Annotated in this window: 16 protein-coding genes and 1 pseudogene; 8 read left to right on the top strand and 9 right to left on the bottom strand. The window is 44.6% G+C overall.

Annotated features, from left to right (window positions below):
• Positions 1 to 13: 13 nt before the first annotated feature.
• From H6550_06260 to H6550_06245, 4 genes are all read left to right on the top strand, one after another.
• Positions 14 to 556: a hypothetical protein gene (locus H6550_06260; GenBank protein ID MCB9045723.1), complete on the top strand. Its 543-nt coding sequence runs from the start codon at positions 14 to 16 to the stop codon at positions 554 to 556.
• Between the two features lie 63 nt (positions 557 to 619).
• Positions 620 to 2,836 (top strand): TonB-dependent receptor, encoded by a 2,217-nt coding sequence (locus H6550_06255; protein ID MCB9045722.1) that lies wholly within the window; start codon positions 620 to 622, stop codon positions 2,834 to 2,836.
• A gap of 159 nt (positions 2,837 to 2,995) precedes the next feature.
• Positions 2,996 to 3,649, top strand: a complete 654-nt coding sequence (locus H6550_06250; GenBank protein ID MCB9045721.1) for a lipoprotein signal peptidase — start codon at positions 2,996 to 2,998, stop codon at positions 3,647 to 3,649.
• A 30-nt stretch (positions 3,650 to 3,679) separates the two neighbouring features.
• Complete coding sequence (locus H6550_06245; protein ID MCB9045720.1) at positions 3,680 to 3,973, top strand: cell division protein ZapA; 294 nt, start codon at positions 3,680 to 3,682, stop codon at positions 3,971 to 3,973.
• Here H6550_06245 and H6550_06240 read toward each other — a convergent pair.
• A complete protein-coding gene (locus tag H6550_06240; protein ID MCB9045719.1) occupies positions 3,970 to 4,968 on the bottom strand; it encodes a c-type cytochrome in 999 nt (332 codons plus the stop codon). The two genes, H6550_06245 and H6550_06240, sit on opposite strands and share 4 nt — an antisense overlap.
• A 248-nt stretch (positions 4,969 to 5,216) precedes the next feature.
• Here H6550_06240 and H6550_06235 point away from each other — a divergent pair, with 248 nt between their 5' ends.
• Together H6550_06235 and H6550_06230 are read left to right on the top strand one after the other, a co-directional pair.
• Positions 5,217 to 5,846 (top strand): hypothetical protein, encoded by a 630-nt coding sequence (locus H6550_06235; GenBank protein MCB9045718.1) that lies wholly within the window; start codon positions 5,217 to 5,219, stop codon positions 5,844 to 5,846.
• A gap of 104 nt (positions 5,847 to 5,950) precedes the next feature.
• On the top strand, positions 5,951 to 6,658 hold the full coding sequence (locus H6550_06230; GenBank protein MCB9045717.1) for a hypothetical protein: 708 nt from the start codon (positions 5,951 to 5,953) through the stop codon (positions 6,656 to 6,658).
• A 63-nt stretch (positions 6,659 to 6,721) separates the two neighbouring features.
• Here H6550_06230 and H6550_06225 read toward each other — a convergent pair whose 3' ends face one another.
• From H6550_06225 to H6550_06200, 6 genes are all read right to left on the bottom strand, one after another.
• A complete protein-coding gene (locus H6550_06225; protein MCB9045716.1) occupies positions 6,722 to 7,123 on the bottom strand; it encodes a VOC family protein in 402 nt (133 codons plus the stop codon).
• Between the two features lie 11 nt (positions 7,124 to 7,134).
• Positions 7,135 to 7,680, bottom strand: a complete 546-nt coding sequence (locus H6550_06220) for a DUF4199 domain-containing protein (protein MCB9045715.1) — start codon at positions 7,678 to 7,680, stop codon at positions 7,135 to 7,137.
• 127 nt (positions 7,681 to 7,807) lie between these two features.
• The gene (locus tag H6550_06215; protein MCB9045714.1) at positions 7,808 to 8,248 is read right to left on the bottom strand and encodes a winged helix-turn-helix transcriptional regulator; all 441 of its coding nucleotides are present in this window, start codon (positions 8,246 to 8,248) and stop codon (positions 7,808 to 7,810) included.
• A 53-nt stretch (positions 8,249 to 8,301) separates the two neighbouring features.
• Complete coding sequence (locus H6550_06210; protein MCB9045713.1) at positions 8,302 to 8,598, bottom strand: chaperone modulator CbpM; 297 nt, start codon at positions 8,596 to 8,598, stop codon at positions 8,302 to 8,304.
• A gap of 5 nt (positions 8,599 to 8,603) precedes the next feature.
• Positions 8,604 to 9,515, bottom strand: a complete 912-nt coding sequence (locus H6550_06205; GenBank protein MCB9045712.1) for a J domain-containing protein — start codon at positions 9,513 to 9,515, stop codon at positions 8,604 to 8,606.
• Positions 9,516 to 9,604: 89 nt separating this feature from the next.
• On the bottom strand, positions 9,605 to 10,732 hold the full coding sequence (locus H6550_06200) for a hypothetical protein (GenBank protein ID MCB9045711.1): 1,128 nt from the start codon (positions 10,730 to 10,732) through the stop codon (positions 9,605 to 9,607).
• 139 nt (positions 10,733 to 10,871) lie between these two features.
• Between H6550_06200 and H6550_06195 the strand changes: the two genes are divergently transcribed.
• Positions 10,872 to 12,356 carry a histidine kinase gene (locus H6550_06195; GenBank protein MCB9045710.1) on the top strand — a complete coding sequence of 495 codons (1,485 nt, stop codon included), beginning with the start codon at positions 10,872 to 10,874 and terminating at the stop codon, positions 12,354 to 12,356.
• Between the two features lie 44 nt (positions 12,357 to 12,400).
• Here H6550_06195 and H6550_06190 read toward each other — a convergent pair whose 3' ends face one another.
• A complete protein-coding gene (locus H6550_06190) occupies positions 12,401 to 12,850 on the bottom strand; it encodes a thioredoxin family protein (GenBank protein MCB9045709.1) in 450 nt (149 codons plus the stop codon).
• Positions 12,851 to 13,039: 189 nt separating this feature from the next.
• Positions 13,040 to 14,115, bottom strand: a pseudogene (locus tag H6550_06185) (alkene reductase).
• Positions 14,116 to 14,334: 219 nt separating this feature from the next.
• Between H6550_06185 and H6550_06180 the strand changes: the two are divergent.
• A complete protein-coding gene (locus H6550_06180; protein MCB9045708.1) occupies positions 14,335 to 14,931 on the top strand; it encodes a hypothetical protein in 597 nt (198 codons plus the stop codon).
• Positions 14,932 to 14,933: the final 2 nt, after the last annotated feature.

Raw genomic sequence — 14,933 nt, 5'->3', positions numbered from 1 at the left:
TAGGCACATTTTTTTGAATACACCCACAACATACAGGCTCAAGACGCAAAAACTGGCAATTATATTGGTTGCTGTCATTTTAATAGGAAGTCTTGCCGGTCATATATTCTGGTCTTTAACCCGTCAGGCCTGCTTTCAATATGTACACCATGTACTGGAAAAGAAATATTTCAATGACACTCTGATACTTTCTCACTCATCCGACACTAATGTAGCGGACCTGGTTTGGTTGAGTGACAATGAACTGCAATACAAAGGCAGAATGTTTGACGTGAAGCAAAAGCTGGAAACACCGGGCAACATCTTGCTGGTAGGCAAATATGACAACTTCGAGAATGACCTTTTCAAACTGTTGAAAAAACTGGTAGATGATAATGAGCCGGCTGATGAAGAAAGCAATGACATCACAACGCTCACAGCGGTACTGCCACGTTTCAAACCCAACCTAATTGCACTCAGTATTTTGAAGGAAAAATACAACGATTTATGGAGCAATAATTTTCGCTACTCCATAGACATACCACCGATGCATTATCCGCCCGATAGAATAGTATAGATCACCCCTTACCAACCTTTACAGTTGGGTAGTACTATTAATTCAACAAAAACAACATTGGTAATGCAATACAAAAAGCTCATTGTATTATCCTGCCTGGCTATGGGTACATCCGTAGTTTATGCACAGGATAATGATACAACTCAGATCCACGGCCTGTCAATGAACGAGGTAGTGATCTCTGCAAGTAAATTCAAAGAACATAAGAAGAACATCGCTCAACGTATAGAGAGTATTTCGCAAAAAGAAATGGAATGGTCGATGCCACAAACATCAGCTACTATGCTGGAACAAACAGGCAACGTATTTGTACAGCGAAGCCAGGCGGGTGGCGGCAGCCCTGTTATTCGTGGGTTCGAAGCCAATCGTGTATTAATGGTGGTAGATGGAGTACGCATGAACAACGCTATTTATCGTGCCGGGCACCTGCAGAACGTGATCACTATTGACAACAATATGTTGGATAAGGTAGAAGTTCTGTATGGACCCTCCTCTACCCTCTATGGCAGCGACGCCCTGGGCGGTGTTATGGTATTCAGCTCTAAAAATCCGCAGCTGGCGGAATGGAAAGGCATGGACGTACGTACTAATATGATGACCCGGTACAGTTCGGCCAATAATGAAGGTACAGGACACGTAGATTTCAACCTGGGGTTCGGGAAATTTGCATCACTTACATCTGTTACTTACAGCAAATTCGGCGACACAAGACAGGGTAATCTGCGCAATCCTTTTTCAGAGCCCCTGGGATTGAAAAAAGAATATGTACAGCGCGTGGGAGATAGCGATATTGTGTACACGAACAGCGACCCGAACGTGCAGAAAAACTCCGGCTACAACCAGGTAGACCTGCTACAGAAGTTCCTGTACCAACAAAATGAACACATAGCTCATTCATTGAACCTGCAATATTCATCAAGCTCAGACGTACCACGCTACGACAGGCTAACGGACTACAGGAATGGCAAGCTACGCTATGCTGAGTGGTATTACGGCCCGCAAAACAGGGCACTCGCATCATACAGGTTCGACGCTGCGAATATGAATGGTTTCATAAACGCAATAAACGCCGGGGTAAATTATCAATACATAGAAGAGAGTCGCCACCAACGCAGCCTGAACAACAATGTGCGCCAGGATCGCACTGAGATGCTGAATATAATAGGCTACAACATAGACCTGCGTAAAATCATGAACAAGCATGAATTGACCGTGGGTACTGACGGGCAGTATAATAATGTACAATCAAGTGCTACAGGTAAAAACATTGTCACAGGCGAAGAAACATCACTGGATACACGCTACCCTGATGGGGGCAGCACCATGTACTATGGTGCACTATATGCCCAGCACCTGTACAAAATAGTAGCCGACAAGCTGGTATTGAATGATGGTATCAGGCTCAACTTCACCAACCAACATGCATTGTTCAACGATAAAACCTTTTTCCCCTTCCCATACAGCGAAGCCAAACAAAAGAACAGTGCATTGAGCGGCAACCTGGGCCTGGTATATATGCCGGGAAAAAAATGGAGGATTGCGCTGAACGGCTCTACGGGCTTCCGTGCTCCTAACATAGATGATGTAGGCAAGGTTTTTGAATCTGTCGGAGGTGAGATCCTGGTCGTGCCCAATCCCGACCTGAAACCGGAATATACCTACAATGCTGACCTTGGTATCAGCTATACCGACGGAGAACACATAAAACTGGAAGCCAATGGTTTTTACACATGGTTCCGCAATGCAATAGTAACCACGGCATTCACACTTAATGGTGAAGACAGCGTGATGTATGATGGTAAACTAACACAAGTGGTTGCTGCACAGAACCAGGCAAAAGCATATGTGTGTGGCTTCAAAGCAGCCGTAACGCTGAAACTTATGCCACGTGTAACCTTATACAGCACATTCAATTATACCTATGGCAGGTACGAAAATGCTGGAGTCGAAGTTCCGCTGGACCATATACCACCCATATTCGGCAAAACCAGTCTTATGTATCATCAAAGACGTTTTGAAGGAGAAGTGTACACCATGTACAACGGTTGGAAAAACCTGGATGATTACAGTCCTTCCGGCGAGGACAACCTGAATTATGCCACATCACTGGGCATGCCTGCATGGTATACACTGAATGTACGTACTGGTTACAGGTTCAATGAAAATATGAGTGTACAGCTTGCCCTGGAAAATATCATGGATCAGAATTACCGGGTATTCTCATCAGGCATCAGCGCGCCTGGGCGCAACTTAGTGATAACACTTCGTGGCAACCTGTGACACCGCTTGTAACACATGGCGTTTTATAACAATAAATAACATCACATATTCAAGGGTGGCTGATGCCACCCTGAGTTTTTACAACATACTAACATGTTACAACATACTAGTATAACCTTTAGGCCTTATCTTTGCCACCAACCATATATATAAATTATAGTGAAGTACCGTCATGCCATATTGATCATACTACTTGTTATTCTTGCTGACCAGTTCAGCAAATTCTATATCAAGACCCATTTTTATTATGGCGAAGAAGTAAACGTCCTGGGCACATGGTTCAGGTTGCATTTTATTGAGAATGAAGGAATGGCATTTGGCATGAAGCTGAGTGAAGCGCCCCTGGGCAAACTGGCACTTACCTTATTTCGCCTCGGTGCTGTAGTATTCGGTTTTTTCCTTCTTAAGAAATTTGTAGTTAAAGGCTACCACAAAGGCCTGATCATATGCGGCGCACTGATATTGGCCGGAGCTTTGGGTAACCTGATCGACAGCATATTCTACGGTCTGATATTTACAGAAAGCAGCTTTCACCTGGCATCTATGGTACCATTTGGTGAAGGTTATGGAAAAATGTTTTATGGCCGTGTTGTGGATATGCTATACTTCCCTATGGTAGATACGGTACTACCATCCTGGGTGCCTGTATATGGAGGTAAGAATTTTACCTTTTTCGACCCTGTATTCAATATTGCTGACGCCGCTATATCATGTGGCGTAATAACGCTGCTGTTGTTTCAAAAGAGGTTTATGCATCGCGAGGTGAACAATGAAACTAAACCGGTAGAAGAAAAAGCGGTACTGGAGAGCTAAAAGAATTTTCATCTTATAAAGACATATCTTATGGCAGATGAAGAAATGATACCTATTAATGTATGGCTGGCAGGGCGCAGCTACCGCATTCGCATTGCTCCGCACGAAGAAGAAGCCGTTCGCAAATCGATCAAACAGGCAGACGCAAAAATAACCGAACTACGCACTGCCTATGCTGGTAAAGACGACCAGGACTTTATAGCCATGTGTTTACTTTCCTACGCAGCCGACGGTGCTGTTTCAACATTTAACCACCCCCTATTGCAACAGGAAGTGACTGACATGGTCAGCAAAATAGATGAGGTACTGGGCAGCGACACCTAAAATACTACAGGCAATCCGTTCGCTTTATGATAATCAATAATAGGCTGAAATGGCCCGAACTTATGCTGCATTTCTGAGAAAGTATCGGCATAGGGACCTCTACCGTAATCTATCGGTTTCACTTTGGTATTGTCATACTGGCTCACGGTTGCGGGCGGGAAAGGCCTTGGATGTATCCGGTCATCGTTAATAAATGCAGCTACATCTATTGCCTGTTCGTCTGTAAGTACAGGTTTATACCAAAACGCAAGTTTATCGGGCATATTGGCTTTGATAAACCTTGCTGACTTTAACACCCGGTGAATACTGGAGCCCCCTTCGTAACTATCCTTACCCCAAAGTGGCGGATATATATAGGCAGATGAATCTGCATTCCATTGCCCCTGACCATCTTTCCCGTGGCATGACATACAATGTTCCGCGTATATCAGCGCACCTTTTTCCGGATCAGCTGGCCTGCCGGGATACACCAGTTCCATACCATTATCACCCTTTACATGTTCTCCTGTTGGCACCCCCTGGGCTATCCAACGCATATACGAAACCATGGCTACCATCTCCTTACTATCCAGCGGCAATGGCTTGCCATGGTGCGGGCGTTCTATACAGTTGTTGATGCGTTCAGACAGGGTGAGTATCCTGTTTTCACGGCCACGATACTGAGGATATCGTGCATGCGAACTGAAGAAGTTATGTGCATAAGCCCTTGTACCTGCATCAAGATGGCAGTTATTGCAGTTCATTTTATTATCCAGGTTATGACTTACTATGCCGTCAGGACCTATGTAATACGCTGTATTCATAACTAACTGTCGCCCGTAACGAATCATGTCCCCGAAATCTCCTTCAGGTATCGTATTGGTATCGGGAGCAACGAATAATGCTTCTTCTTGCGGTTTGGTCGTTTCCGCGGGCTTATCCGGCCTGCACGAAACCACATATAACACAACCAAAGTAAAAGGGAGAGATAGCGCAATTTTGCGAGCTAAGGACATATGGCTTTTCATGTTCTGTACGATTCTAATTATTCGTAATGACCATGAAAGGTACAAAAGCTCCCTTTTATCACAAAAACAATGACAATGCCTGCCCGCCTGTTTTACTTTCTTATAGCTAACAATAGCTTTTAACACCCATCAATACATACTTATGAAACAAACATTGCATAATAAAATAATTTATATCATATTACTCATTCAAGATAATGACAGAAATACATACATTGTAACAAAAATATTCCCATATGAAACGAAACTACGCTCGCGGAATTACCTATGCCGCACTTATCATTTTGTCCGGTTGCGGAAAAGACCCGGTAACAACTACACCTACTACAACTACCACAAGCAACGACCCTAAAGACGGAAGTCAATGGGTGTACAAATTTACGTACTACAACCAGGATGGCTCAGTAAAAGGAAGCGGAGATGTTACTTATACAGCCAAAGAGATCAGCTATCAGAACAGCACATGGCTGCTGGTAACCACCAATCAGACAGCAATAACGAAACTGGGAGACACGGCGATCGTGGCTCAAAAACGGGATGATGGCATTTACTGGATAGATAAGACCAACGGACAGGTAAGCATGTGGATAAAACACCCTGCCAGCAAAGGAGATAATTATTTGAGTGGTGTAGGGGATGGCACAACTGATACCGTAAAAGTGCAGGAAACAAATGCTACTGTTACTGTACCTGCAGGTGACATCAGCGGATGCTATGTGTGCAAACAGTACGACACCAACAGCCTCGAAGGCGATGAATGGTATCATCCGGAAAAATGGTTGATAAAGCATATTGAATATGACCAGGATGCTAACAACAATCTCTACAAAGATTACATGATGGAACTCGTAAGTTTCACCCGATGATAAAAACAAAGCCCCTGCAAATACAGGGGCTTTTGTTTGATGCTACACATTTTATATCTGTCACCACTCTATCATTCGGATATAATTTTTAATTTTCGAATGATATGGATCTGAGACACCCCCATATACATATTGATATTACTGAAGGCCGGTACCCTAAACGGTTCATATACCTGCTTATCAGCCTGCTTACTTTCCTGTTTGGGTCGCTGTTCATACCACATACGTTCAGCGCCTACCTGTCGCCTATTTTCATACTGCAATTCACGTTCGCAGGAATTATCCTGTTCCGCAACCACCATAAGATCATTTACAGGATCATCATTTTCCTGGCTTTCCTGCTGCTGGTAATGGAAGGTGTAAAATTTACATTTTACGGCTCACGGAGAGCTAACCTCCTGGCAGATGTGATATATATGATATACTTCCTGCTCATTACCATAGAAGTGTTCCGGCAGATCGCGGTGGCACGTACTATAGACTTCAATATGGTAGCGGGCTCTTTTTGCGGTTTTATTATGCTGGCCATGGTAGGCAGTTTCATTCTGACCATTATTGAGGTAGTCAATCCAGGCGCATTCAGCGGCATAAATACCAACAGCTTCAATGAAACATTCCAGGACTTGATATACTATAGCTTCGTTTCTATCCTTACTATTGGCTACGGAGACATATTGCCGGTATCTCAAACTGCCCGGAAAGCCAGTATGTTGCTGGGTATTGTGGGTTACTTCTACAACATCTTCGTGATCGGTATCACCATTTCAACATTCATGCAGCAGCGCAGAGGGCCAAGACCTGAGAAGAAATAATGTAGTAAAAAAAAGCCTTGCTATATATGATACAGCAAGACTTATAATGTAAAGTATTGAACCTTAGCCAGATATCGTTTCACTGCCTTTTTCCCATATCGTCAGGTAGGCTCCGGCGGGGTCTTGTACCAGGCAGTAATAGCCACCCTTACCATCACTTCGTTTATCTCTCATTACCTTGCCGCCCTCTGCTGTTACAGCTGCCAGGCTCTTGTCAAGGTTCTCTACACTTATATACATGATCCATTGCGGTGGAAGCCCGGCATTCACCCCCTTGGCATGACATACACCTGCAAGTGTCTCACCACTCTCAGGATCGTTCATACAATAATCTTCATAGCCACCCATATCAAAGCCTTGTATATCCCAGCCTACTACTTTGTTATAAAACTTACTCACGGCTGTTGCATCGTCAATGGTAAGGTCCATCCATACTACCCTGCCTGTTTTATTGTCTTTGCTCATAATTTATTTTTTTATGACGCCTGTGCAGGCAATGCTTCCTTCTTTCTTAAGATACCGGCGCATATCAGCGATATCACTACCCCAACAAAGAACATTTCAAATATCATTGTCCACAAAAAACGTAGTATCGGGTTGGCGTACCATTGCCACTGTTCCAACATAGCTGTGCTTTTTTCTGCTATCTCTGCCTCTGACATGCCGGCTCCTGCCAGTTTTCTCGCCTCACCTTCTGCATACTTCTGCATAAACATCATAGGGTCCAGGTCGTTAACAGCCAGTGTCAGCTCCCAACCTGCGGCATAGATAAAACTCCCCAGCAGGGAAATATAAATACCTAACAGGAATGCTCTGCCGAATTTTATTGCGCCACCCAGGTATTTGTCACGGTACATTTTGATGCCAATAAAAATAGTAGAAAGAGCAATGACCATAGTGGTATAACCTATCAGCGCTCCGTTCGAGTTGTCCATATCAAACATGCTCGGCCCTGTCAGCAATAACATACCACCGGTGATAATACCTGATATTGACCCGAATGTCAAAACGATCTTTTTCATAATACTTGTTTTTGGTTAAGTGAATTGTTGATGTAGCAAATGAACTTCAACGCTTCGATTTTCCGTTCATACTAAAGTATGATTTACAGTAAATACAGGCATTTTCATGCTAAAGTATGGCATAATACTATGGTATCAGCTGCATTTCCTTGGCCTTCTGCACAGCCTGCGTCCTGCGCCTTACATCCAGTTTCAGATACAGGTTTGCCGTATGTGTTTTCACTGTACTTAAAGATATAAACAATTTATCCGCTATCTCCTGGTTCGACATCCCACCCGACATGAGCTCAAGTACCTCATACTCGCGTGGACTGATGCCCAGTTGGCTCATTCTGGTTTCATTCAGCACAAAATCTCCACCAACCATCACCGGCACTTCTTTTATTATGGTTTTTCTGTTGATGATCTTCGTACCTGCCCAAATACCCAGAATGGTAAAAAATATGGCTATAACACCCAGGTAAACCTCCAGGCTCAGGTCCCTGATGAAATAATTGTACTCTATCAGCTTGAGTAAAGCTGTAAGAGCGGCCAGGGCAAAACCATATATAATGACCGTACGACGCATGGGGTAAAAATAAGCAATCGCACAATATATGAATGAAATACGATCAGCTTATACTAGTCAGTTTCATAGATGCTCAACCGGGCAGACATGCTCCTGAGCTGTTCCTGCAAATCCTCTACTTGTTGCAGCAGTTGTGCTATGGCTGCAATACCCTCCATATTGATATCCAGGTCAGTATGAAGGCGTGCCAGTCTTTCCATCGTGGCTATATGATCCGGGTGAATATAGGTCTGCTCCTCAAAGTTGACCACTTCTATCAATCCTGCTTCCTGTAGTTCTTCTACAAAATGGAAGGATATACTGTAATGGGTACAAAAATCACTGGCCGGTATTAATTCTGCTTTTTCCATAGTCATCATTTTTTAAGGTCAGCTAATTGTTTGAATAATTCCTTTTCTTTTTCGGTCAGGTTCTGCGGCATGGCAATATTCCAGGTAACGTACAGGTCGCCGAATTCACCTTCTTTTTTATACTTAGGAAAACCTTTCCCTTTCAAACGTACCTGTACACCGTTCTGTGTTTCAGGTGCTACCTTCAGCTTCACTTTTCCGCTCATGGTATCTATTACCATATCACCTCCCAACACTGCGGTATACAACGGCAGATCTGCAGTCATATACAGGTTATCTCCTTCACGTTTGAATTTTGTGTCGTTATTGACAACGAAAGTAATGTACAGGTCGCCTTTAGGTCCGCCATTGATACCTTCGCCACCATAGCCCTTCAGTTTTATCACCTGCCCGTCTTCTACACCTGCCGGTATGGTTATGCGTATATTCTTCCCGTTAACGGTCAGTACCTGTTTCCTGGTTTCAAACGCATCACTCAGGTTCATCTGCAGCGATGCATTATAGTCTTCGCCCCTATATCGGGCACTGCTCCTCTGCCTGCGCTGTTGTCCGAACATCTGCTCAAAAAAGTCTGAAAAGTCTGCTCCTTCACCAAAACCTGATGAATAAGTATAGCCTTCAAAACCTTGTCCACCACCACTGCTTCTTTGCTGTTGTTGCTGCCTCCTGGCCTCTTCATACTGGTCAGCATGTTTCCAGTGCTCACCATACTGGTCATACTTCTTGCGTTTCTCTGGGTCGCTTAACACCTCATTCGCCTCATTTATCTGCTGAAACTTTTTTTTCGCTTCTTCATTGTTCGGGTTCAGGTCCGGGTGATACTTCCGGGCCAGCTTACGGTATGCCTTTCTTATATCATCTGTCGTGGCATTTTTGTCAATACCTAATACGCTGTAATAATCTATAAATCCTGCCATCTGCATTTCAGTTTATTCGTCTGCACGTTAAAGCCTGGTATATGTTTATTTACATCACATATATCAACATAAAGATACAAATACCATCACTATCGTTCCCGGGGCGGCCTGGAGGTCGGCCTGTCCTGTTTTACGGGTTCTGTTCTGTTAGGGGGAGTCGTACTGCGGGGTGTACGTGCCGGCGCTGTACGCTGCGGGGGTGTTTGCGGAGTAGTACGCTCCACAGGTTCGCGTTGTACAGGAGTACTACGTTGCGGCTCTCTCTGAACAGGGGTAGTACGTTGTGGCACAGCCTGCACAGGTGTTGTTTGCCTGGGAACACGTTGCTCAGGCTCTCTTTGTACAGGCTGTGTTACAGGTTTTGACGGACGGCTTTGTTCCGTTTCCCTCACAAAAGGTGCAGGTCTGTCCTTATTCGTACTTACAGGCACAGGCTCACCTACCGATCTTGTATTGCGTATGGTATTAGTTGGTGCGGGAACATTATCGGCCTTGTTGATCTCAGGCCTGTAGATATGAACGGTATTCTTTTTAACATACGTGCTGTTCTCCCTCGTTCCATCCTTCACTGTATATACGTCCACATCCCTGCCCGACACATTGCGGTAATCATCCCTTGTTGGTCCTGAAACATATGTTGTATTACGATTGATATAAGTATTGTTAATAATAGTGGTCTGGTTATAGGTATTCAGGTTATACCTCCTGTCACGAACATGATAGGTAAAGTTCCGCTTATACAGGTACTGAGGAGGCAGGAATACCCACCAGTCCATAGGGCAGGTATACACATTCATCGATACTGTAACGGCAAATCCCGGCATCAGTGGTGCCCAACCATAATAACCCGCGCCATACCTCCAATATACCCATGCCGGTCCCCAGTCATAACCGGGCACCCACACCCAACCATAGAAAGCGTCATATATCCAGCGGCCATAGTGGAAGGGAGCCCACCCCCATGGATAGCCCGACACCCACGTATTTCCATATTCGGTCATCAGCCAATAGCCGTTGGTATAATAAGGTTGAAACCCTGAAACAGCATCAGGCACCCACACGTAACCATATTGCGGGTCGTTTACCCAAACACCATAGGGTGACAACTCGTCGTAAAAAACACTGAATGTGACTGAAGTGCGCTGTGCTTTCGCCTTATTACCGAAGGAAAGCAACACACTAAGCAGAATGGCTATGCTTAAAAAAAATCTTCTCATAACGTGGTAGTTATACCATACGAATTTCAGCAACTTTACCAATGTCGTGCATGACAGTTGTCAACCTGTGCGATGACTAATATCATATCATAAGCTTTCCCTCCATTTCTCATTGAACTAAAAATGATATATTTACTTCATGTTACCATTCTACAGGCTGTTGATATGCCTGCTTTTGAGCTTACTAACCATAACAGGAGCCCGGGCCTCCTCTACGGACACAGGTGTCATTCCACGGTCGCTTGTGCTGGATCAGCGCTGGAATTATAACAACTATACCAACCTTGTCCTGCCCACCATCAACTGGTTGCAAAACACACCACTGGATACCGAACATGAGTTGCGTGCCAGGCACGATAACTTCCTGATGTTCTGGCTACAAAAAAATGAAGATATCGTCGTTCATATGCCCGACTACCTGGTCAACTTCCAGAATGCAGACAGGGAACTATATTTTATTTACACAGGAGGCTGGATAAAACACGCTATGGAAACCGGCGACAGAAGCCGTACCGGCAATGCACTTGCTGCGGTGGAAAGTGTGCTTGATTTTTATAACCACAACAAAGGCATCACCCGTAGCGACTACCTTGACAAGCTGACGATAATACAAAAAGCGGGCAAACTACCTTCATTGTTCGACTCCTCGGAGCAGGCACAGAATACCTACGTATTCCTTACCCAGCCGGCAGACCATGATCATTTTAAACCCAGCGAGAATTATTTCAATTTCAGGTATACAGGCATCAATTTCACCAACACAAAATCGTTGCATTACCGTTATAAACTATCCGGCTATTACGATAACTGGATAAATACGGACGAGACATCTGTAACCTTTCCCAACCTGCCTTCGGGCGATTATAAATTTACAGTACAGGCTTCTACTTATCCTGACTTTGCTCATGCTGTTGAAGACAACTACAGCTTCACCATAGCGACACCTTTTTACAAGCAGCCCTGGTTCATTATACTGGCTATCGCTTCCTGTATTATCCTGGCATACCTTTATGTGCGCTGGCGCGAACGCCAGTTGAAACAAATAGCCAACCTGAAGCACGAACGCGTAGTATTTGAATATGAATACCTGAAAAGCCAGGTCAACCCGCATTTCCTGTTCAATAGCCTGAATACACTCACTAACCTGATCGAAGAGAACCCGAAAACTGCCGTTGACTATACAGCACACTTATCTGACCTGTACCGCAATATGCTCGCCCACCCTGACCGGAACCTGGTCAACCTGTCTGAAGAACTGGACATACTCAACAACTACATACACATCCAGAAAAGCAGGTTTGGAGACGCATTGATAGTAAAACAAGATATTCCGCAGGCGGTGGCAAAAGAAAAAAAGATCATCTACCTGGCGCTGCAACTGCTGGTAGAGAATGCCATCAAACACAATATAGTCTCGCTGGCGCAACCGCTTGTTATTACCATCACAGCCGACGAAAAGGAAATTGTTGTCACTAATCCCATCCACCCCAAAATGAGTACGGGCAAACCCAACGGTATGGGTCTGGACAACATCAGCAAACGATATAAACTGGCCACGAACATGAATATCTCTTTCGGGCCTGAGGATGGCACCTTTGTTGTAAAACTTCCGCTGCTGTCGTGAACAAATTGGGTTGTTACATTACACCGATAAATATGGAGTGATCACTAGCTCTTGGGCTTATTATTCAGGATATTATTGGCATTAGTAAGAAAGGTTGCTTCTTCCTGCCCGGGTGCCGACCTGGGATAACCCAACGAGCCCAATGCTGCAATGTTGAACTTGTTATTCACCGTGTCCTTCTCCATCGTGAATATCCAGATAGTAGGATAGCCCTGCACCTGGAAAAAATTCTGCAGCCCCGCATTCTGACTCGCCAACGTTTCAGGCAATTGTTTCTTTCTCGGAAAATCCACCTCCAGCAGTATCACATTCTTCTTTGCCCATGTCTTAAAACCCTCTTTTACAAACACTGCCTTTTCCAGCTTATGACACCACCCGCACCAGTCGCTGCCGGTAAAGAACGCAAATACAGGTTTATTCGTTTTTTTAGACGCTTCATATGCCTTGGTAATATCTGTATACCAGGTCAACCCGTTTTTCTCGTGTTGTGCCATGGCAGGTTTACCTGCAAACAATAACAGGGTCAATGCGGAAAGTAACAATGTATTTAAAAGCCTCATCAGGATATGTATCAATTGGTTATCATTCAAAAATAAGGAAAAACAAGTTAGCGCTCCGTTAAACAAAGTGGCGCCCTTGCAGGCGCCACTTCCTTACTATTACAAAAAACCAACCTCTCTTAATTAATTCTCACTGTAGAACGGATAATCCGTATAACCCTCAGCGCCGGGTGTATAGAACAATTCCATCTTCAGTTCATGATTCAGCGGCACATCATCCCTGAACCTGCTCACCAGGTCAGGATTGGCCAGGAACGGCTTACCGAACGATGCCAGGCCGTTATCATCTTTCTGCAACCTTTCTTCCGCAGATTCTTTTGTTAAGCCACCGCTGTATATGATAGTACCGGCAAAGGCCTCCTTCATTTTTTCCTTCAGTTGTTCAGGCACTACCGGTGCACCCATCGCCGAATGGTCTACTATGTGCAGGTACACCAGGTTCAGTTTGCCCAGTTCTTTGGCCAGGTATTCATATTGTTCATTCACACCCTCAAAAGGATACAGGTCGTTGAACGCACCATGTGGCGACAGCCTGATACCCGTCTTATCTGCTCCTATTGCTTCGGCTGTTTTCTGCGCTGTTTCTATCACAAAGCGGGCACGGTTCTCGATAGAACCTCCGTATGCATCTGTGCGCTGGTTAGAACCCGGGTTGATGAACTGGTCCAGCAGGTAGCCATTGGCACCATGCAGTTCTATGCCGTCAAATCCGGCTTCGATCGCATTCTTAGCTGCCTGCACATACTCTTCCTGTGTTTTCAGAATATCCTCTGCGGTCATCTCTTTAGGCACAGTATGTGGTTGCATACCTTCTGCATCCGTCCACATTTCACCTTTGGCAGCAATAGCACTGGGTGCTACTATCTCACCACCCTCAGGCAGATTGGCTATATGGCCAATACGCCCCGTGTGCATCAGTTGCGCAAATATCCTTTTGCATGTACGGCATCGGTCACTTTCTTCCAGCCTGCTACCTGCTCGCTGCTATACAAGCCCGGTATGCGCGCATAACCCAAACCATTGGGCGATGGGGCTACTCCTTCCGTTATCAGCAGTCCGCCGTCTGCCCTTTGTGCGTAGTATTCCGCCATCAATTCGTTAGGCACATTACCTATGGCTCTAGAGCGTGTCATCGGGGCCATTACCACCCTGTTCTTTAGTGTAATGCCGCCCAGCTTGTATTCACTTAATAGTTTCATTGCTTTGATCTTTAGTTCTTGTAAGTGTTCTGTGGAGGCAAAATTAGGAACACCATACACGCGCATGCATAAGGATTTACAATATCGACATAAGCAATAAATGTAGCTACACGAATATAGAACATACCAAAACTGGTATCGGGACCGGCAATTCAATAAATAAATTTATTATGTTTGGTACTTGAACCTACTTCTTGTTACAACCTTAACAACCTTTTTATGAGCAAAGGAATGAACCCTGAATTTATACGTGAGCAGTTGTCCCGTATGCCTGATAATGAACTACTGCACCTCGCCACACAAAATGCAAATGGATTAACACCCGAAGCCATACAGATAGCCAAAGAAGAAATAGACAAAAGAGCACTTGGGGAACATATAGCCAAAGCCATAGATGCGCAAAACAAAAAGTACACCATGGATGATCTGAGATCATACTGCAACATCATCAGCACACTCAATTGTCCTCATTGCAACGCCAATACCGAAAAGTTAAGTGCTACGGTCACGGCCATGGTCATCAGCCTTATTATATTGACCAACTACGAGAAAAGAGTAAGGGTGGGTTGTCCGTCCTGCCTGAAAAAGAAAAATGCAACAGCTCTTGCTGGCTCACTTGTAGCCGGCTGGTGGGGTATTCCATGGGGGCCTATAAGAACACTGCAATCTATCTGGATCAACCTGTCGAACATGCGCCTCCACAAACCCGATGAGTACAACGAATATCTATATGGCTTTGTATTGACCAACATTGGCAGGATAGAAGCCTACAAGAACGACCGTGCCAAACTGCAGGAGATACTGAAGAACAGTTAACA

The organism is Chitinophagales bacterium, from assembly GCA_020636495.1.
In the GTDB taxonomy this organism is placed as follows: domain Bacteria; phylum Bacteroidota; class Bacteroidia; order Chitinophagales; family Chitinophagaceae; genus UBA5543.
This window is presented reverse-complemented; position numbering and strand designations above follow the sequence as displayed.

Excerpts from the sequence above, each read along its gene's own strand:
- H6550_06255 (MCB9045722.1), top strand. The coding sequence starts at position 620 with ATGCAATACAAAAAGCTCATTGTATTATCCTGCCTGGCTATGGGTACA.
- H6550_06245 (MCB9045720.1), top strand. The coding sequence starts at position 3,680 with ATGGCAGATGAAGAAATGATACCTATTAATGTATGGCTGGCAGGGCGC.
- H6550_06240 (MCB9045719.1), bottom strand. The coding sequence starts at position 4,968 with ATGTCCTTAGCTCGCAAAATTGCGCTATCTCTCCCTTTTACTTTGGTT.
- H6550_06235 (MCB9045718.1), top strand. The coding sequence starts at position 5,217 with ATGAAACGAAACTACGCTCGCGGAATTACCTATGCCGCACTTATCATT.
- H6550_06230 (MCB9045717.1), top strand. The coding sequence starts at position 5,951 with ATGGATCTGAGACACCCCCATATACATATTGATATTACTGAAGGCCGG.
- H6550_06225 (MCB9045716.1), bottom strand. The coding sequence starts at position 7,123 with ATGAGCAAAGACAATAAAACAGGCAGGGTAGTATGGATGGACCTTACC.
- H6550_06220 (MCB9045715.1), bottom strand. The coding sequence starts at position 7,680 with ATGAAAAAGATCGTTTTGACATTCGGGTCAATATCAGGTATTATCACC.
- H6550_06215 (MCB9045714.1), bottom strand. The coding sequence starts at position 8,248 with ATGCGTCGTACGGTCATTATATATGGTTTTGCCCTGGCCGCTCTTACA.
- H6550_06210 (MCB9045713.1), bottom strand. The coding sequence starts at position 8,598 with ATGGAAAAAGCAGAATTAATACCGGCCAGTGATTTTTGTACCCATTAC.
- H6550_06205 (MCB9045712.1), bottom strand. The coding sequence starts at position 9,515 with ATGGCAGGATTTATAGATTATTACAGCGTATTAGGTATTGACAAAAAT.
- H6550_06200 (MCB9045711.1), bottom strand. The coding sequence starts at position 10,732 with ATGAGAAGATTTTTTTTAAGCATAGCCATTCTGCTTAGTGTGTTGCTT.
- H6550_06195 (MCB9045710.1), top strand. The coding sequence starts at position 10,872 with ATGTTACCATTCTACAGGCTGTTGATATGCCTGCTTTTGAGCTTACTA.
- H6550_06190 (MCB9045709.1), bottom strand. The coding sequence starts at position 12,850 with ATGGCACAACACGAGAAAAACGGGTTGACCTGGTATACAGATATTACC.
- H6550_06180 (MCB9045708.1), top strand. The coding sequence starts at position 14,335 with ATGAGCAAAGGAATGAACCCTGAATTTATACGTGAGCAGTTGTCCCGT.